Here is an 18,096-nt window from a genome sequence, read left to right on the forward strand (position 1 = left end):
CATAGGCTTAGGTGGATTCTGATTTTTGAGGCTTTATTCGCCGGAGTTTATGTCTCATTGACAAGGGGCTTATTTGTCATTTATTTAGCTTCGCTGAGGCAGAGCGTTGAAGAAATATCTTTTGTGGTGCTTGCCTCGTCCACGGCGTCATTTGTTGTTGGCGTCTTAATTTATAAAAAGCCATCATTCATCACGAGGGACGTGAAACTTAAGCTTGTTTTCTTCCATGCTCTGGAGAGGGTTATTTGGCTCTTAATGCCTTTAACTGCAACTGGTTTGCTTATTTTTTTGTTATACGCAACATGCCTTGTCTCTTCATCGATCATAAGCATATTCCTGGCCTTTGCCATTTACGGCTCTTTAGACGAAGATATGATAAGAGATGTCACTGCCAAGAGATCTGCTGCAAACGGCATTTCAAGCATTTTAGGTTTTGCTCTGGGAGTGTTCCTATTGGCGTTCCTAACGTCAGAAGCCAAGTTCAGCTACATTTTTCCGTTTGGAGCACTTTTGGGCCTTATCTCCACGTTGCTATTGGGGTTTCTTGACCTATCCCACTTGGAAGGAAAACAATTTCCAAAAGCGACAGAACAGCCCGAAAAAATTTTCTCAACCTCCACATTCTTTGTAATTTTAATGGCTTCAAGTAACCTAATGGGGTTAATATGGGCGCCTTACGTTATGAATTATCTTGGTGGGCCTGATTTTTTGGCGGCATCAATGAACCTTGCTGGAACCATCTCAAGTGTTGCTGCTTCGCTCTATTGGAGAAAAAGAACATTCAAAACACTTCGCATTAGCCTCGCATTAAACACTCTTGGACCAGCCATCATTTTGGCAACACCCTGGCCCCATATACACCCAGCCATTAACGTTTACACCTCCTTCACGTTTACTGGAGCAAACTTTTTGGGAACATTCCTTTTCGCGAGATATAACAAGTGGTTTGGAGCTGTAAAGTCAAGTGTTTTATTGGCAGTATTAGGAAGCTTGGCACAACTGACTGCTGCCTCCATGGGAATGTTTGCGAAACAAAACTTTATGGTAGGCTTTTCTATGGCTTTAGCCGTGAAAGCCGCCGCAACAGTCATAGCTTTAATCATCATTCCAGAAGTGGCTGTCGTTCCCGAAGACGTTGCCAGGACATATTCACAAGTTTTATACAACACCAGCTTAACCGGATATAGAATGAGCGTTGAAATTTCAAAAGAAACAATACTGACAACGTTAAGACTATTGGCCCTTTCATTAGTCATAGTGGCGCTTTATTTAATTTATCGCGTTCTATGGATATTAATAGGTTAGAGACACATTTAATAAGCGAACAAAATTTATAATACAACGCTCTAAAATGAGGCTCCTTCCTTGGCGGACAAAAACCTCTTTGAAATACTGCAAGAAATACTTGCGCAAGTAGCTGCAGAAACCATACATCTTCTTCCTAAAATATTCATAGCCTTAATTGTTATCGTCATAACCCTCTTGATAATTAAGGTTTTGAACATAGGTTTTCGAAAACTATTGAAACTCGCAAAATTGGACGCCATGTTTAAACAGTTCACCGGCTTCACATTACCTTTCTCGCTTGATGGCCTCATAATATTCCTAGCCGACCTAGGCATAGTCTTAATCACCATTTATGGCCTAGTTAACCTTTTCCTAGGCCCGCAATATCTGCAGTTAATAAGCAACGGAATATATTACGGTGCCCGCGTTGTAAGCATAGTCGTTATTGCAATTATCATATTCGCGATTTTCAATATGCTCATCAGCAAAGTTAAAGTTGATACCCGCCTGAGAAGCTACGCAATGGTCATAGTCCTAATATTAATTACCGCGATGTTGATCGATATAACAGCGCTGAGCGACCAAGTAAAAAACGCGTTAACATTAGGGTTATCCATAGGAGTAGGAATAGCCATAGGTGTTTTCGCAATATGGTTTTTCTTCCATGAATACCTCGACAAAAGTTTTAAAATTGAAAGCTTTACCAAACCATCAGAGGAAACTCAAGTCCCAAAAGACGTGAAAAGTGATCCATGGAACAGCTAAATCTTTTGAGAAAAATGCGGGTAAAGGCGTTGATAACATGCTTGTTGCTAATGAAGAAAGAGCAAGGCCCATACAAAAAGCGTAGGGATTTTCAATTTTCAGTTTTTCCTTAATCCTTATCCCATTCAACAATTTCGACGCTAGAGATAACCCCCGATAGGTGAAGTCCAAAGTTTTCTCAATTCTTACCTATAAAGTTGTTCTCTTATCTAAAGCATGTAAATGCACAGAAGCCCTATAAGCGTATACTACAGCGGTTAGGGCTGAGTGCACCATTATTGCTAACAGCGAATGGAGTGGCACTCCTAAGAGGACGCCTAAAAGGATGTAGATGTTGTAGATGTTCCTTCTGCCCGCGATTCTCCTGAAGGCGCGTTCGAACTTTCCATAAACGTCTAAGCTTATGCCGGTTGCTCTGCTGAATTGGTCATAGCAAAATCTGTAGAATGCAATAAACATGATGGATATGGAAGCATATATTAGGGGAAGCAGGCCCTCACTTTGGCTTAAGAACAATGCAAGGGCTATCAACCATGAAAATTCGTATAACATGTCAAATGGATGCTCCATAAGCCCAAGTTTTGTTGAGCATCCACGTATTCGCGCTAACTTTCCATCTAAGCCGTCGATAATACCAACTACAAATGTTAAGAGGGATCCTAAACCCAAATGGCCAGACAAAAATAGGTATGTAACAAACCATGCAAGAATGTTTGTGAGTATGGTTAGTCTATTTGGGGTTATGAACCCCCACTCCGAAACGTAATAGAGAATGGCGTTTTCTATGGGTCGGTTAAAGTAATGAGCCACAAAATCCGAAGCTCCACGCCTTTTCTGCGAGTTCTCGACGATTAACCTTTTCGCGCGATGAAAATCATCTTTTGTGTCCACATCCACCCACCAGTGCCCGGTTACATCAACAACTTGTGCGTCTCCGTTCTGTGCGGCGATTCTAATGCAGTCTGAAAGCTCTGACATCCCTTTGCTGGCAGCCTGTCTTGCATATTCAAAAATTTTTGGGGAACAGAGGAAAAGCCCAGTATCGATTGCAACGTTTGATTGGTTAAATTTTTTACCTATGTCGAAGATTAAGCCATCTTTTTCAAGAACTTTTGTGTGGTCCTCTGGCACTTTCTCAACAGCCAAAACAACAGCACTGTCAATTTTGCTTCTAACAAGTTTTTTAGGAATTTCTGGATCGAAAACATGATCGCTCATGCAGAGCAAGAAATTATGTTTAAAAACTTCTTCTGCGGCCAGTAAGGAGTAAAGGTTGCCCTTTTTCCAGTTTTCAACTACTATATAATAAATTTCAAGTCCTGCATAATTGTCGCCGATTTTCTGACGAACCAGATCTCCTTTATAACCAATAGCTATCCATACTTTCTGTACTCCAGCTTCCTTAAGGCCTCGAAGAACCCTACCAATCAAAGGTACCCCTGCAACTTGAAGAAGGGGCTTCGACTCTGCGCAATCTCTAAGCCTACTTCCCTCTCCCGCAGCTAAGACCAAAGCTGAAACTGAAAGTCGCTCCCCTTCTCCCAATAATAAATCCTCCAATGATAGCGAGGCATTAAATTATGCGCAAATTCACTTTAAAACTCTTGCCATTTTCATAGATTCAGACAATAAAGATGTTTGAACAATACTATAAATGCCTTCAACTTTTTAAAGAAATCTATAGAATTTCTGTTAGTAACGTCTAAAGGCATTCCTTGTCTTTTTATAGACCAACTTTTATTAGAACTTAGGGTTTTTGGCGTATCAGTTCTTAAGCTCTACGTCAAGACCCGGCCTGATAAGCTAATTAAAGTCCCACTGCTAAGTCAAATTGAACGGCGCATTTTGTGTCCTTTTTTCCAATACTCTATGAGTTCGAGTATAACGTCTTCCAAGCTCCTGGGCTTTCCATTTTCTGATTCAAGGGCTCCTCTAATTTTTACAAGTTCCTCTCTGGTGCTTTCATAAATCTGTATTGATGTTCTTTTTCCAGGCAATGTTACACAGCCTCTTAATTTTTGATGCTATTATGGAATGCATATATTTAATGTTTTCCATAGAAAAGTTTATATGTTCTTATGTAATCTATGGATAACATGGATTACATGGACGTGAGATGTGTTGAGAGAAACAGAGAACAAATTTAAAACTACTGTCGCAAAGCTCCATGGCACGCAAGATTACAATGTAATTTCCTCGCTAAACATGAACCAGCTTAAATTGTCTATTGCTTTGGAGCTTAGGTCGGAGGGATTTAACAAGGTATTTCTTGATAAAGTGTTTGAAGCCTTTGGGAGGAAAGTGAGGGTTCATGTGTTTGCTGAGGATGAGCTTGGGGAATGTTTGGCGGTTATATGTGTTAATAAGGTTGGCGGACTTGATCCGGTTGGATTGTCAGATGCTGTTGAAGCTGTTCAGAGGGCTTTGGGAGAGGACGGTGATGTTGCTATAGCAATACCCATAAGCCTGCTTGACAAGGCTGGGGGAATCTTTGGCATTACCCGTAGAATGTTTCTTGTCGACGGAGAGCTGAGGGTTTGGACGCATCTGCGCGATAACGCCTACACAGAAATGATTAAGCGTATAATGTTAAGCCAGCGCCAAGACAGCGCGTCCGACGACAAGGATGACATACAACAAAGTTGTGGATGGGAAGGCTTAGGCTACGTCACTTAGGAGGACGAAACATTGAGTCGACTGGACGAAACTCCCAAACTCTTAGCCTTGCAGGATCAAAAGCTATCCTTCGAACAATTAAGAATTTGGCTGGATAATATTTGCAACAACGTAGCCATAAAGTATGGACTTCTAACGCCTTCTGGAAAGCCTAGAAAAGCCTTCGTGCTGGACACGCTGCTAAAATATTCTTGTCGAGGCTGCATCAGGAAAGCTTTACAACATCCAGAGGCTGACGACAGGGCGGACGCGCTTTACGTTCAGAACCATTTGTTAGCTGTAGGGCTACTAGTTGAAGCTCTGCGGCAAACGTTTGAGGCAGGATGCTTAAACCTCGAGATTGAGCAAGAGGTGGACGGCGTTTTCGGCAGGCCTGACGTAACTGTTAAACCTACAATGACAGGCGTTTTAGTTGAGATAGAAGATCTCGAAATCATTATTGAGGTGAAAACTGGCAGAGGGTTCTCGTACAGCCAGCTCATTAGATACTGGCTGGAAAGGCCAAACTCCATTTGCGTCATTTGGCGGGTAATACCAAACCAGGTTTTAGTGATAGATCCAAACAAGCATCACTCCATACTTGAGCTTTGTTTAATCGCGGCGATAAGGCGTGGCATAGATATCCTCAACAGCAAAAATGAGGAATGTAGACATAACCCCACACGAAGCATGGGAACCTGTATCGTTGACGCGCAGAATGTTTTGGACTCTTACTTTGATTCCATGCAAAAATCCCTCCCGAAAATCGTGAGAACAGTCCGACAAATAGTGCAGCATCATTTACATGCAAAACCAGTTAGATAGAATCCTGTGCGACGAGAGGCGAGAGATTGAGACCAGCACCTGAGGATGTTGCCACATTTTTGCACGAATGGACTCATGGAGGAGTAATATGAACAAAGAGGATGCAAGAAGACCTCTGTTTGCAGCAATATATGCGAGGACATCATCCGCGAATCAGAAGTGCAACTATAGCATTGAGGGACAGGTTGCCCAGTGCTGGGATTACTGCCGTCGGAGGAACTGGATTGTTCGCTATGTTTTCATTGATGAGTGCCAGAGTGGTGGAACCGTTGAGAGGCCGAAGTTCCAGCTTATGCTTGAGAAGGCAGAGAAAGGCGAAATAGACGTCATAGTCTTCTGGAAGCTCGATCGATTCTGCAGGTCATTGGTGGACTTAGTTAACATTGAACGTATGCTGAGAAGCTGGGGTGTTGGATTATGTAGCGTCACAGAGTTCATCGACACAACAACGCCTGTTGGAAGGTTCAATTTTAGGAATATAGCGTCTGTTGCCGAGCTGGAGAGGGAGCTTATTGGCGAGCGAGCGAGGCTCGGCCTACACGCCCTAGCGCGGGAGCTAAAGTGGCCTAACCCGCATCCACCTCTAGGCTACGATAAAGCGGAGGATGGTAGGCTAGTGGTAAACGCTGAAGAGGCCGAGCTTGTGCGAAGGATATTCAAGATGTATCTTGAGGAAGAATCCATGGCGCAGGTTGCCTACCGATTGAACGCGGAAGGTGTTAAAACTAAGAGGGGTGGCGAGTGGACTGCGAGGACTGTGAGAGACATATTAACAAACGGGCTATACGTGGGGAATTATAGAGTTGCCGGCATAAACCAGCATGTTGCTGAATACGCTATAATCGATAAGGACCTGTTTGATAGAGCACAACATGTTAGGCTAAGGTTTAGAAGAGGAGAGGGGAAGAGGCCTCCCATGCCCCCGGATAGAAAGGCTGCGAAGGTCGAGAGGTTCATCCAGAAGGTTCGTGAGACTCTTAGAAAAGTTGGAGTTCTAGGTCTTGGAGGTGATTAGAGAATGCAGACGCAAGTCGTGGTGAAAGAGCAGGTAGACAAGTATAAGTGCCCGTACTGTGGGGCCAGCGCCATACAGTTTATTGAGAAGCACCCCGTTTGCGCTGATTGCGGTCTCGTAATAGACCAAGCAGGCCAGGTAGAAAATGATCAGCCTAGAAGAGGCAGGATGAGGAAGAGGGGCGAGCAGCACATTCTGCCAGACTGCATGGACATAAAGGCCTTCATCGATTTTCTCGGGTTTTCGGATTCTGTGGAAGAAAACATGGCACGGACTATAGCGTCAATAATTAATGTGGCGGGAAAGCTGGACTTAGGCGATGATGTTGTAGAGACTGCCATAGATATCTATGAGGACGTTGCTAAGAAGTGTACGTTTAAGGGTAAGAACATTAAGGTTCTGAGTGCGGCGATAGTGTATGCGGCCAGTAAGAGGACTGGAAAGGCGTGCGGATTACGCGAAATAGCCAGAACCACTAGGATTAAATCAAATAGGATCTTCAAGTGCTACAGGTTCATCCTAGATAAACTTGGATATAATGCAAAGTACCCGTCAATCGAGGGGTATGTTGCACGCATCTGCGATAGGTTAGCACTAAATGCAAGCGTAACAGATATAGCAAAGAAGATAGCTGTGACCGCAAAAGATTGTGTGCAAGTGAAAGCTGCTCCCTCAAGCTTAGCTGCAGCGTCTATTTACATATCTTCGACAATAATCGGTAATAGGATAACCCAAAGGGAAATAGCAAACGTTGCAGGAATAACGGATGCAACCGTTAGATCCACATATAAGGATATTATCAAAAAACTGCAGGTTGTCTTAATGATATAGAAATTACCCCCAGGTGGGGGAGGCACTATAATCAAATAGAGAGGTTTGAACGCTTCTTTTGGGTTGTTGTTCCGTCCGTTGCTTTGATGATTGCTGGGTTTGTGGAATAAGATTTGTTGACTGGATCCTGTTTTGCTCGCTGAGTTTTTCCAGCATTCGTTTTGTCGGTATCCTAAATTGAGCATTGCACTTATTACATTTATAGACTTGCTGCAGGGTTGAATTCTCAAATCTAGAACCATTTCTAGTCAGAATGCCACCGCATCTCCTATGATGAAGCTCTGCAACTTCATCTATGAAATCTAAAAGCGAGACATCATATACTTGTGTTAGTTGTGCTAATGTACTGCTTTTCTGCTGTACCGAGCCATTTATATTGCTACTGTTATCGTGCATAAAAGACCTACATTTTTCAAATGTTGCATCATCAATATAGCGTAAGGACCCGTCAATTACAGTTTCACCTAAAAATGAGGGGTGACCGACGTATACTGGATCAGAGAGCACTCGCTTAATCACATCCCTACTTAGGGGCCTATTTAGCACCGCATTATATTTATTGGTGATTTCCTTTGCTACCCTGCTATACGACTTATACTTAATGAAGAGATCAAAAATGTCTTGAATTATTGGGCCATATCCTGGAATTTTCTCTATCCAGCCATCGCCACTTCTGCGATAGCCTAGCGGAATGGGTTTATTCCATTTCTTTTTTTTGAAATTCTGGATCTTGCTAGCATTAGCACGCTCAGCCCTGCGTTTGTTTTCACTCTCTGCCACATAGCTTTCCATGACGAAAAGCATTATGTCGGCTAGATCCTTGGTGCCATAGGTTCTGTCCGGCGTGCGGATCAAGCCACCATCCTTGCAGAATCTAAGGAAGAAGAATAGCGAATCTTCGCACTCTCTTCCTATTCTGTCTACATGTGTAACCCAGAGCTCATCAATTTCCTTCTTCTCCCGCAGTTCCATTATTTCCTTAATTTTCCTGTTGTCAAAGTCCTCTCCGCTCACACCGGGATCAATAAACCAGTAGATTTTGGATGGCTTATGCTTCTCCTTAATAGCTTCAAGCCTCTCTTTTTGAACCTCGAGACTTAACCCCTCTTTAGCCTGTTTACTCGTGCTAACTCTCAGGTACGCGGCTACACGAGGCCCATTGCCGCCAAACTCCTCAACCCAAAACTCCTTACCAAATGGATTTGCCTGATAAAACTTATCGATCGTCAACTGAAAGGCTAGGAACAGTAGGTATGATGTCGGTGCGATACAACAAGTGGTAATCTCATGAAAGTATGATGTTAGAGTGACAAAAAGAAGCAAGTATGATGTTAGTGCGACTGCCATAATTAAATTGCGACAGCTTTTTAAGGAACGTATGATATGAACAGCCAAGGCAGTCCGTATCATACGAAACTTAAAAATCCTTCGAAAATTTATTAAAGCCGACATTGTTCTGCTCATCCCAGATTTACTGTTGTCTAATATCAGTATAACTGAAGAAAAGATATAAGTGTTACTGTTGTCTAATATCTGTACAATAGGTGATGTGAAAGGTGTTCGACGTTATAAGTCTTGATGATGTGGATCGAAAGATCATTTTAGCGATAGGTGATGGAGAAGTTAGTGTTTCAGAGATGATTAAAAAGGCTGGTTTGTCCCGGCAGTCTGCTTACACACATTTGGAGAAGCTTATTGGGCTCAAATTAATTTTACAAAGAAGGGGAGGTTTTCCAAGGACTCGTATGCTAAGGCTTTCCGAAGAGGGATTAAAAGTTTATGAAGAACTTAGAAGGGTTGCGTCTGCAGGGCAAACCGGATCCGCTGGACTAGATGTATTCAGAACGTTGCTTAGGGAACGTTGTAAAACGCTTAAATACATGGCTCCATTATTGGAAGAATCTTTCGCTAAGGCTTACGCTCAATATTTGGCGGCCTCTGCAACATTGGGCTTCATCATCCCCATGTCCAAAGAAATTTTGCAGAAAATAGAAGGCTATGCCGAATCCCTTGTCGAGGGAATGGACATCGCTATTTACCCAAAGCCACAATCAGCTACAGAAGAAGAAGCCGTTGGAAAAGCGGCTCTGGAACTTTTAGAACGCCTATTTAAGGATAAAGAATTTAGAGAAAGAGTTGCTCAAACCGATAAATTGACCTTCATCCTCAGTTTAGATTTAAGCAAAATTAACGAACCTGCACAAGTAAAGGGCCAAATATTATTCTGGGCGTTGGTCTACGAAGGCTTACATAAGGAAGGCAAAATCTAATACTCTTCAGTAACCTACTACATTTATGACCATCCGTCGCTGTAACTTCGTTATGCTTTCATACCCACATTTTTTAAGTTTAGACGGTCTAAGCTCTTGGTGTCAATGTGGCAAGCGACGAGTACGTTCTAGTAAAAAGAACAGACCTTGAAAGGATGCTCATGGAAATTCAGGGGATCAAAGCTATTGTTGCTGAAGAGGTTCGCCTTTCCCGCCTAGAAAAGAATAAACCATCTGCTCAAGCCTCTCCAAGCGCTTGAGGATATCCTCCAACCTTTCCACCCTTTTTTCTTCCGTTTCAAATGCTAGCCTTGCGTCTAGAATGTAGCCGCAGAAGCTGCATCGGACGCTGTCGGGCGAATTTCTTTCTCTACATCGTGGACATTCCACAGCCCTTAATACACCGTCCGTCTCGTCCTTCTTCCTTATTCCATGCAGTTCCAGCACGGCATCCTCAATGTCTCTTGCTGAGAAGTGGACGTACCGCCTTGCCATGCGGGATCCCTGAACCCATCCGGCGAAGTGCTCAAGCCTCGATTCCGTAAATACCTTAGCGAGGTTTGTGAGTGTTGTGTGGCGGAAAAGGTACGGCCAAACATCTTTTTTCACACCAGCCTTTTCCGCCAATTTTTTAATGAGCTTCCTCAGGTAATAATAGCTTACCTTACCATTCTTCGAGTTGTTTCCAAGCGCAACCCACAATGGGGCGTTGACGTCGCCTTTCAGCGGGTGCTTCTGCAGCCATTCCAGCAAGGGTTTGAAGCTTGCGACAAGCGGTATGCGCTTTAACCCTGTTTTGCCAACAGCTGTTATGAGGCAGTATTGGCTGTTGAAGGATACGCTTCCAACCTTCATGGACAACAGTTCACTAGGCCTGAGGGCTGCCTCGAAAAGGATCGATATCATGGCTCTGTCGCGTTCGTTCTCAGCAGCAGCCATCATCGCCTTCACCTCATCAATCGTTAGCAGCGATTCAGGCCTAACCCTTGAATCCTTATCGTCTCTGCTTCTAACGCTGAACCACGCTACTTCAGGAGGTACAGGCGTTTTCTTAGCACAACTCCCACATTTAGCATATTGAACAACCTTCCTCACAACAAGCCTCAAGTCATCCTTAGTCGAAGTTTTATACGGCTGACTCTCTATCCACGCAATAACCCGTTCAACGCTCTTCCTCGAGGCGTGGCGAGGATCAAATGGGCATGCCTTAAATAGGGTGCACAGGTGATTGGCATACTTCGCAATCCTACCTTTAGATAGACCTAAGGCTTGCAAGTGATCGATGAAGTCCAACAACAGCTCCGAATATGGCAGGCTCCTCAGCCTTCGCTTAGCACTCTCAACCCTCTTATGGTAATCATGTATATCGTACATCTCAACTACAAAGGAGCTTGTAGACTTTAAAATCGGGGGCATGGAAAGCGCACCAGAACTAGAGGTACTGGTGCGGCCGCCGGGATTTGAACCCGGGATCGCAGGCTTGGAAGGCTTCCACCGCTGTTTCGGCGACTGTGTCCTAACCAGACTAGACGACGGCCGCGCCTTTTTATTAGCTACTCTCTGATACGCTATAGTGGTTAGGTAAATTTTTATCTTATTCGCTTTTCGGTTTCAACAGTCGTTTTTCATGGGCTGGTTTCGGCTTAAAGCTTCCACGAAGTTTGGGTTGGGCTGCCCTGGCCTTTTCAATGTTTTTTAGTCTTGCATAGAGTTTTGCTATTTTTGTCTTAGAAGGTTTTCGTTTCGTGAAAACCCGCGCTGGCGGCGGTGTGAATGGGTTCCGCTGTTGTTGGTCAGCTTTTTTCTTCTCTCTTTCAGGTTTGGCTACTTGCCGGGTTCTTATTCTCTGGAAGACCACGTAAGCCTCTTTTAAGTTTACCTCCACAACTTTCCATCCAGCATCAAGCCAGGCCTTTGCGTGGGCCGTGTCGGGCGTGTTCTTCCACCATTCTGTTGAACGATAAGCCCCCAAGGGCAGATTATCTCCGATTATGCCGTCTATTTGGGCGAATGAAAGCCTAACTGTGTCGGTGAAGGTTGCCCTAAAACGAAGGTAACGTGTTAGAGCCTCGTACTTGTTTTTGGTTCTTGGAGAAACTGTTTTCCTTGCACAGTGCAGGCATAACGGCCTTCCAGCGTCGCTTGTGGCAACGTCTGGAACCATACAGTCGAGGCAGAAAGTTTTGCCGCAGCGTTGACAACGCTTAAGATAGCTTATGGGAAGCACTCGCCCGCAAAGCTTGCATTCATCTTTAAGAGGCAATTTGAACCACTCTTTTGTAAGGTGTATGTAAGAGTTTAGATTACGCCTCATTTTAGCCTAGCGGTTGTCCAAGGTGAGGCAATGTTCTTAAACTTAATATTATATTTATGACAGAACTAAAGAACTTATGCCTTACAAGCAGTGGTTTTTACTGTTGTTATAGAGCATTAAGTAAAAAATCTTATATCGTTCTATATGCTATAATTATACCGCAAATTATCCCTTAAAATAGGGTTTAGAATGCTACCCAGAATTGAAAACACATTTAACGAAAACAGTTTAAGAAAACGTCTCATCCCTACTGGTATTGAAGGGATCGACGCTGTTCTCGGGGGGCTTTCCAAAGGGTAGTTTGATTGTGTTGGCTGGTTGTCCCTGGGCTGGCAAAACCGTCTTTTCAGCCATATTTCTTTATCACGGGTGTGTAGATCATGCCGATAAAGGTGTTTACGTAAGTTTTGCTGAAAGCAGAGAAGCCTTTTATGAGAACATGGAAAGTTTCGGTTATGATTTTAAAAAGCTTGAGGAAAATGGGAAGTTTCAATTTTTAGATCTTTTAACCGTTAAGGAGGAGGGCATCTCAGCGGTTATTGAGCAAATTTTTAAAAGAAGTATCTGAGTTAGGAGCGAAACGCCTTGTTATAGATTCATTTTCCGCTATGGCTCAAGCATTCAAAGACCCCCATGAAGTAAGAGTGTTTTTACACACCATTCTAGGAAAGATTTGTAGAATTCAAGAATGCACAACTATAGTGGTTATAGAGAACCCCTATGAATGCAATAACATGGTTCTTGGCATCGAAGGATTTGTCGCCGATGGCATAATCATTCTCAAAAGAAGCTTTCTGGAACGAAGATTACTAAGGGAACTTGAATTTTTCAAGATGAGGGGAACACCAATCCAAGAAACAAATTTAATTTTCACGCTTAAAGGTGGCTTCAAAGCATTTACACCCTTCAAATTCAAGCTGATCAATAATCCGCAAAGGTTCCAACCACAACCGGACACCGCCTGTTTCTATTCCACAGGCTCGCCTAGCCTCGATGAAATGCTTGGAGGAGGCTACCCAAGAGGCTCATCAGTTCTTATTGAAATTGATAAGCAAGTCTCAAGGCTCCAATACCAGCTCATAGCGTCTCCGACAATTTCAAACTTTATCGCTCAAGGGAAAGGCGTAATCATCATTCCCTCAGGAGGAGTAGACTGCAACCTTATCAGAAAGAAGTCTGAAGAAGATGGTTTAAAAGTTGACGAGATAAATAGTCTCATGAGAATATGTATTAGAGACCATCCTGGAATTAAGCCAGAACCAAACGTGTTGACTTTTAAGGGAGAGAATGTTTTAGAGGACTACAAGAGATACATGGAGATTAAGCAAGAATTGATGGAGAGAACAGGGCAGCCACTGCTAAGCATTATAGGGGATAGACCCGCTTATAGATACTTACGGCGTTAAGGCGGCGATTTCTACCTTGAAAATGGATGTCACATGGATAAGAGAATATGGAGGCTTAGCCATAATTCTTCTCAAGCCAGGTTACCCTCAAGTAGCTAAAATTCTCAGCGCACTCGCAGATGTACATCTAAAAATTACACGTAAATATGGGACAGTGCTTGTCTACGGTATAAAACCAAGAACAAACCTTTATGCCCTCGAAGTGGACACGTCAAAAAGTTATACCATGCCCAAACTCACACCAATAATCTAAATGTGCGGGAAAAAAGGTAAATCTAACTTTTAGAGTGAGTGTTAGCCCTTAACCACCGCCAGCGGAACGAGTCTGGCAACTTTTGTGGCTATTCCAACTTTATGGCTTACGTCCGCAACGATGTCCACGTTTTTGTATGCTGGATCCGCTTCTTCCGCTAATACCACGGCGCTTGCCGCCCGAACGGCTATACCCCTCTGTTCTAGGCTTCGTTTAACGTCTCCACCGAAGAACCTTCGTTTAGCTGCAGCGCGACTCAACATTCTTCCAGCGCCATGAGCTGTAGAGCCAAAGCTTATCTCCATAGCCTTTGGGGTACCCACTAAAAGCCACGAGCTTGTTCCCATACTTCCCGGGATTATTACGGGCTGACCCACGCTTCTATAGTCCGCTGGAATTTCTGGATGCCCAGGTGGAAAAGCTCTTGTGGCACCTTTCCGGTGAACCCAAACCTTCTTTTGTTCACCGTTAACCTTGTGAATTTCGATTTTGGCAATATTGTGAGCAACGTCATACAACAGTTTTAAGCCAAACTTTTCCGGATCTTCTTTGAAAACTTGCTGAAAACTTTGCCTAACCCAGTGCATTATGGCTTGACGGTTCACAAAGGCGTAGTTTACGGCGCAAGCCATGGCCTCATAATAGTCTTCAGCCTCATTGCTGGTTCCAGGGGCGCATGCCAACTCCCGGTCGGGAAGGACAATTTTGTATTTGTGGACGGCGCGTTCCATAACCCTCAAATAATCCGAGCAGATTTGGTGGCCGAAACCCCTTGAACCACAGTGAATCATTACAGTCACTTGGCCTTCATGTTCTATTCCAAAGGCTTTGGCGGTTCTTGGGTCGTAGATTTTGTCAACTTTTTGGATTTCAAGGAAATGATTTCCAGAGCCCAAAGTGCCTATTTGTGGCAGTCCACGGTTTTTAGCGTTTGTTGAAACCTTGTCTGGATTAGCATTCTTCATGCACCCCCTCTCTTCACAGTGTTCAGCATCCTCGTCCCATCCGAGTCCTTGGTCTATGGCCCATTGAACACCTTCCATAGCAAGCCTGTCCAAATCATGGATTGTCACTTTGAAGTCTTTACGTCGGCTTCCTAAACCACATGGAACATTTTCGAAAATGGCGTTTGCCAACTGAGCAAGCTTTGGCCTGATGTCCTGTTCTGAAAGGTTTGTTATCAAGAGACGGACACCACAGTTAATGTCGTAGCCTACACCACCCGGACTTATGACGCCTTCCTCATAGTCTGTCGCAGCTACGCCGCCAATTGGAAAACCGTACCCCTCATGACCGTCGGGCAACGTTATGGAGTACTTGTATATTCCGGGTAAATGGGCGACATTAGCGCACTGTTCAAGGGTTCTATCTGTCTGCATTTTCTCTAATAATTCCTTGTTAGCAAAAATAATCCCCGGGACTTTCATTCCAGGCTTATATTTTGGAATGCGCCAAGTGTAGTCGTCAATTTTTTCGAGAGGAACTTTTTCAGACGGTGGTCGACCTTCTCCTTCTTCACCCATTAGTTTCACCCTAACCGATTAAGAGAGAAAGCCAAATATAAGGAATATCTGCGCATACCAACAAATTATAGGGATATTCCAAAGTTTTTAACGTACTCAAAAATTCCAGACACACTTACAGCAAAAGCGGTTTCACTAAAAACCCTATGTACTTTCGCATATTCAAGGGCTTTTTTGACAGTTTCATCACGTTCAATAATTTTTTGGCGTATCATGTCTAGGCTCTGACCTCTTTCCAAAGCTTCTTTTGCAATACTAGCCCAAAGCCTAAGCTGTTTAGCATAAGCTTGAAGTTTTTCCAAGGCGTTTCCTGCTTTGCCAAAGTGCGTGTAATACAGGGTTGAGGGATTCAAGTCCGCCATTTTCTCCAGAGAAGCCAGCGCCATGTCCAAACGGAAAGGCGCTGGGGTTGTTGGAACAACGATGTCAATATCGTTTAGATACATTCCGGCAGCGTCGCCGGTGAAAATACTGTTGCTTAAAGGCTCATAATAGCTTAAATGGTGCGGGGCATGCCCAACAGTTTCCAGAACTTTAAGGGCGACACCGCCTCCAACGTCTAGCACCATGCCATCTTGCGCCTCCATTATTCTGTCGGGGGGAACTGGTTCGGGTTTACCATAAGCTTCAGCTACAAGTCCAAGAACAAATCGTGTTTGTTGCCAAAGCTTTTCAGGATTTATAAGGTGAGGTACCCCGCGTTCGTGCACCACCAGTTTTGCTTTTGGAAAACGTCTAAGCACAGGTCCAACTCCTCCAGCGTGATCTATATGTATGTGGGAGACAGCAACATATGATACTTCATCGGCCTTGATGTTTAACTCCTCCAAAGAGTGAAGGAGGTTATGAACTGAGGATATTGGGCCGGTCTCAACAATTGCCGTCTTTTCACCTCTCAAAATGTAGCTGGCAACAAAATTCCGCACACCAGCAACTTCAACATCAACCATACAGATATGCTTATCAACCTTTACCACGGTCATTTTCTAAGCTCCTTTTCGTCCTAAGTGAAGTTTTAGATGGCAGACACTAGCTTTAAACATTTTTGGCAAGTTTCACAAGTCAATGAGTTGTCGATGTTGGCGTTCGTTGAGTGATTTGATGGCAAGTTTTATCTATACAATCCTAGAAAGATTTAATCCGCCAAGAATTGGCATGGTGAGGAGTATGGGTGAAAAGCCGACAGCTGCTTTTGCTCTTTCACTGGTTGCAGGCATCCTAATACTGTTAAGCGGAATATTTAGTGCAATAGTTGCCATAATCGGCGGAGCAATAGTCGGAATGGTTCCGGGCTTTGGATGGCTTGGAGGCTTAATAATGATCATGGGAATTCTTGGATTCATATTTGGAATAATCGTGATAATTGGCGCCGTCATGATAAACAGCGGAGAACGAGAAAGAGTAAAAACAGGCTCAATCATCGTGCTCATTTTCTCAATCCTAAGTCTACTTGTAAGCGGCGGAGGTTTCTTCATAGGCTTCATTCTAGGCCTTGTTGGAAGTATATTAGGTCTAACATGGAAACCTCCGGAGAAACCCCAGCAACCCCAGCAACCACAACCAACCTAGCCGAAATCTCCTCCCAATTTTTCTCTCTTTCACCTTTTAGACGGAGCAAATCGCTTCTGCATTGGACGTGCTGTTTTAATGTTGAATTCATAAACGATTTAACTAAAAGTTAAGTCGAAATTGAAAATGTCCACCATTCTCTTCAAGCAGAGGAATGGTTACAGTAATGTTTAAAAAATAAGGACGCCTTTACAGATAGAGTTCTCTAAAGGGCGGAAAAGGTATGGTTAACCTCATAATCTTTGGTGCGCCGGGATCTGGGAAGGGGACATATGCTTCAAGGCTTAGAGAGAGGCTTAAAGTTGAAGTTATTGCTACAGGAGACCTTTTTAGAGACATGATAAAAGCAAACACGCCTATTGGTAGAAAAGTCAGAGAGTATGTGGAAAAAGGTTTGCTCGTTCCAGATGACATAACCCTAGAGGTTTTAAAACAAAACCTATCCAAAATCCCCAAGGACAAGGGTTTCATCCTTGACGGTTACCCCAGAACAGTCTGGCAGGCCGAAGCTCTAGACAAAATCGCCAAGATAGACGCGATAATACATCTTATCGTGCCAGAATGGATAATTGTTGAGCGCTTATCTTCGAGGCGCATATGCCAAAACTGCGGTGCGATATACAACCTCTTATTCCTAAAACCGAAAAAGGACATGATATGCGACAAGTGCGGTGGCCCTTTATATCAACGTTCAGACGACACTCCGGAAGTTATTAAAAAACGCATAGAAGTCTACGAGAAACAAACACAGCCGCTCCTAGATTATTATAAAGGTAGAGGCGTGCCGTTTGTGGAAGCTAAATGCGAAAAGCTTGAAACTCCACCAGAAGCTGTCGTTGAAGAAATATTGAAGGGTTTGAAGAGGCTGAACCTTGCTTAAATGTCAAGAATAAATTTTACAGTAACTTTATCCTTCCCTTTTATGATTTCCATTTGATGATAAGTAACGGCTTTAACACCAACCTTCTGCACGTGTTTTTCAGGGTTAAATTTTTCACCCAAAATCTTGGCTTTAATTCTGAAAATGCCGTCGCTCCTGCTTAATTCTAAGATTTTAAACCTTGAGTAAAGCATGCCGTCGACTTCCGCCTTGACGAGAAGCGACTCAAGCCAATTATAGAGTAGGGCGTATTCATCACCGGCTGAAACCTCAATGTAATCTTCAATTTGCGGTTTCACTTTTTCCACATCAGTCATAACGTCAAACATGGCAACAGCAGCATTTTCAAAAGCCTCAGTCAAGTCCTGTCCGTAGGCTGCTATATATGCGTCCGCCATATGTTCCAAGAAAGTGTAGCCTTTTCCATCCTTCATAGCTCTCTCTAAGATTATAAAATTAAACCATTTAAACCTGTTTGTCCGAAACCTTCCAGTAAAAAGCAT

20 protein-coding genes and 1 tRNA gene are annotated in these 18,096 nt (G+C 43.5%); 12 read left to right on the forward strand and 9 right to left on the reverse strand.

All coding sequences use genetic code 11. From position 1 onward, the window contains the following. Positions 1 to 1,305: hypothetical protein (locus KEJ24_02545; GenBank protein ID MBS7646704.1), on the forward strand; the 1,305-nt coding region annotated here is incomplete at its 5' end. 60 nt (positions 1,306 to 1,365) lie between these two features. Next, positions 1,366 to 2,052: a hypothetical protein gene (locus tag KEJ24_02550; GenBank protein ID MBS7646705.1), complete on the forward strand. Its 687-nt coding sequence runs from the start codon at positions 1,366 to 1,368 to the stop codon at positions 2,050 to 2,052. Between the two features lie 189 nt (positions 2,053 to 2,241). Here the strand turns inward: KEJ24_02550 and KEJ24_02555 are convergent, their stop codons facing one another. Next, a complete protein-coding gene (locus KEJ24_02555) occupies positions 2,242 to 3,597 on the reverse strand; it encodes an NTP transferase domain-containing protein (GenBank protein MBS7646706.1) in 1,356 nt (451 codons plus the stop codon). Positions 3,598 to 3,878: 281 nt separating this feature from the next. Continuing rightward, positions 3,879 to 4,049: a hypothetical protein gene (locus KEJ24_02560; GenBank protein MBS7646707.1), complete on the reverse strand. Its 171-nt coding sequence runs from the start codon at positions 4,047 to 4,049 to the stop codon at positions 3,879 to 3,881. 124 nt (positions 4,050 to 4,173) lie between these two features. Between KEJ24_02560 and KEJ24_02565 the strand changes: the two genes are divergently transcribed. The 4 genes from KEJ24_02565 (at position 4,174) to KEJ24_02580 (ending at position 7,378) form a co-directional block, all read left to right on the forward strand. After that, positions 4,174 to 4,728, forward strand: coding sequence for a hypothetical protein (locus tag KEJ24_02565; protein MBS7646708.1), 555 nt, complete (start codon positions 4,174 to 4,176; stop codon positions 4,726 to 4,728). Between the two features lie 12 nt (positions 4,729 to 4,740). Then, positions 4,741 to 5,532 (forward strand): hypothetical protein, encoded by a 792-nt coding sequence (locus tag KEJ24_02570; GenBank protein MBS7646709.1) that lies wholly within the window; start codon positions 4,741 to 4,743, stop codon positions 5,530 to 5,532. 88 nt (positions 5,533 to 5,620) lie between these two features. Continuing rightward, the gene (locus KEJ24_02575; protein ID MBS7646710.1) at positions 5,621 to 6,547 is read left to right on the forward strand and encodes a recombinase family protein; all 927 of its coding nucleotides are present in this window, start codon (positions 5,621 to 5,623) and stop codon (positions 6,545 to 6,547) included. A 3-nt stretch (positions 6,548 to 6,550) separates the two neighbouring features. Continuing rightward, complete coding sequence (locus KEJ24_02580) at positions 6,551 to 7,378, forward strand: transcription initiation factor IIB family protein (GenBank protein ID MBS7646711.1); 828 nt, start codon at positions 6,551 to 6,553, stop codon at positions 7,376 to 7,378. Between the two features lie 3 nt (positions 7,379 to 7,381). On the opposite strand, the gene KEJ24_02585 is transcribed toward KEJ24_02580, so the two are convergent. Beyond that, positions 7,382 to 8,608 (reverse strand): recombinase family protein, encoded by a 1,227-nt coding sequence (locus tag KEJ24_02585; protein MBS7646712.1) that lies wholly within the window; start codon positions 8,606 to 8,608, stop codon positions 7,382 to 7,384. Between the two features lie 326 nt (positions 8,609 to 8,934). Between KEJ24_02585 and KEJ24_02590 the strand changes: the two genes are divergently transcribed. Next, positions 8,935 to 9,648, forward strand: coding sequence for a hypothetical protein (locus KEJ24_02590; GenBank protein MBS7646713.1), 714 nt, complete (start codon positions 8,935 to 8,937; stop codon positions 9,646 to 9,648). A 183-nt stretch (positions 9,649 to 9,831) separates the two neighbouring features. Here the strand turns inward: KEJ24_02590 and KEJ24_02595 are convergent, their stop codons facing one another. The 3 genes from KEJ24_02595 to KEJ24_02605 form a co-directional block, all read right to left on the reverse strand. Next, positions 9,832 to 11,064, reverse strand: coding sequence for a tyrosine-type recombinase/integrase (locus tag KEJ24_02595; protein MBS7646714.1), 1,233 nt, complete (start codon positions 11,062 to 11,064; stop codon positions 9,832 to 9,834). A gap of 26 nt (positions 11,065 to 11,090) precedes the next feature. Further along, a tRNA-Gly gene (locus tag KEJ24_02600) sits at positions 11,091 to 11,188 on the reverse strand. Between the two features lie 54 nt (positions 11,189 to 11,242). Next, positions 11,243 to 11,911, reverse strand: coding sequence for a hypothetical protein (locus tag KEJ24_02605; GenBank protein ID MBS7646715.1), 669 nt, complete (start codon positions 11,909 to 11,911; stop codon positions 11,243 to 11,245). Positions 11,912 to 12,263: 352 nt separating this feature from the next. Here KEJ24_02605 and KEJ24_02610 point away from each other — a divergent pair, with 352 nt between their 5' ends. Genes KEJ24_02610 through KEJ24_02620 form a run of 3 tightly spaced genes read left to right on the forward strand, consistent with a single transcriptional unit; the run spans position 12,264 to position 13,621 of the window. Then, positions 12,264 to 12,530 carry a hypothetical protein gene (locus KEJ24_02610; protein MBS7646716.1) on the forward strand — a complete coding sequence of 89 codons (267 nt, stop codon included), beginning with the start codon at positions 12,264 to 12,266 and terminating at the stop codon, positions 12,528 to 12,530. Further along, positions 12,502 to 13,368, forward strand: coding sequence for a hypothetical protein (locus KEJ24_02615; protein MBS7646717.1), 867 nt, complete (start codon positions 12,502 to 12,504; stop codon positions 13,366 to 13,368). The genes KEJ24_02610 and KEJ24_02615 overlap by 29 nt, the downstream gene beginning before the upstream one ends. 16 nt (positions 13,369 to 13,384) lie before the next feature. Continuing rightward, positions 13,385 to 13,621 (forward strand): hypothetical protein, encoded by a 237-nt coding sequence (locus tag KEJ24_02620; GenBank protein ID MBS7646718.1) that lies wholly within the window; start codon positions 13,385 to 13,387, stop codon positions 13,619 to 13,621. Between the two features lie 41 nt (positions 13,622 to 13,662). Here the strand turns inward: KEJ24_02620 and KEJ24_02625 are convergent, their stop codons facing one another. Beyond that, positions 13,663 to 15,144 carry an RtcB family protein gene (locus tag KEJ24_02625; GenBank protein MBS7646719.1) on the reverse strand — a complete coding sequence of 494 codons (1,482 nt, stop codon included), beginning with the start codon at positions 15,142 to 15,144 and terminating at the stop codon, positions 13,663 to 13,665. 65 nt (positions 15,145 to 15,209) lie between these two features. Next, positions 15,210 to 16,127 carry an MBL fold metallo-hydrolase gene (locus KEJ24_02630; protein MBS7646720.1) on the reverse strand — a complete coding sequence of 306 codons (918 nt, stop codon included), beginning with the start codon at positions 16,125 to 16,127 and terminating at the stop codon, positions 15,210 to 15,212. Between the two features lie 184 nt (positions 16,128 to 16,311). Here KEJ24_02630 and KEJ24_02635 point away from each other — a divergent pair, with 184 nt between their 5' ends. Together KEJ24_02635 and KEJ24_02640 are read left to right on the forward strand one after the other, a co-directional pair. After that, a complete protein-coding gene (locus KEJ24_02635) occupies positions 16,312 to 16,713 on the forward strand; it encodes a hypothetical protein (GenBank protein MBS7646721.1) in 402 nt (133 codons plus the stop codon). Positions 16,714 to 16,936: 223 nt separating this feature from the next. Then, positions 16,937 to 17,593 carry a nucleoside monophosphate kinase gene (locus KEJ24_02640; GenBank protein ID MBS7646722.1) on the forward strand — a complete coding sequence of 219 codons (657 nt, stop codon included), beginning with the start codon at positions 16,937 to 16,939 and terminating at the stop codon, positions 17,591 to 17,593. Here KEJ24_02640 and KEJ24_02645 read toward each other — a convergent pair. Beyond that, positions 17,590 to 18,027 carry an archease gene (locus KEJ24_02645; GenBank protein MBS7646723.1) on the reverse strand — a complete coding sequence of 146 codons (438 nt, stop codon included), beginning with the start codon at positions 18,025 to 18,027 and terminating at the stop codon, positions 17,590 to 17,592. The two genes, KEJ24_02640 and KEJ24_02645, sit on opposite strands and share 4 nt — an antisense overlap. Between the last annotated feature and the right edge of the window lie 69 nt (positions 18,028 to 18,096).

Source organism: Candidatus Bathyarchaeota archaeon (genome assembly GCA_018396705.1).
GTDB lineage: Archaea > Thermoproteota > Bathyarchaeia > Bathyarchaeales > Bathycorpusculaceae > DRVP01.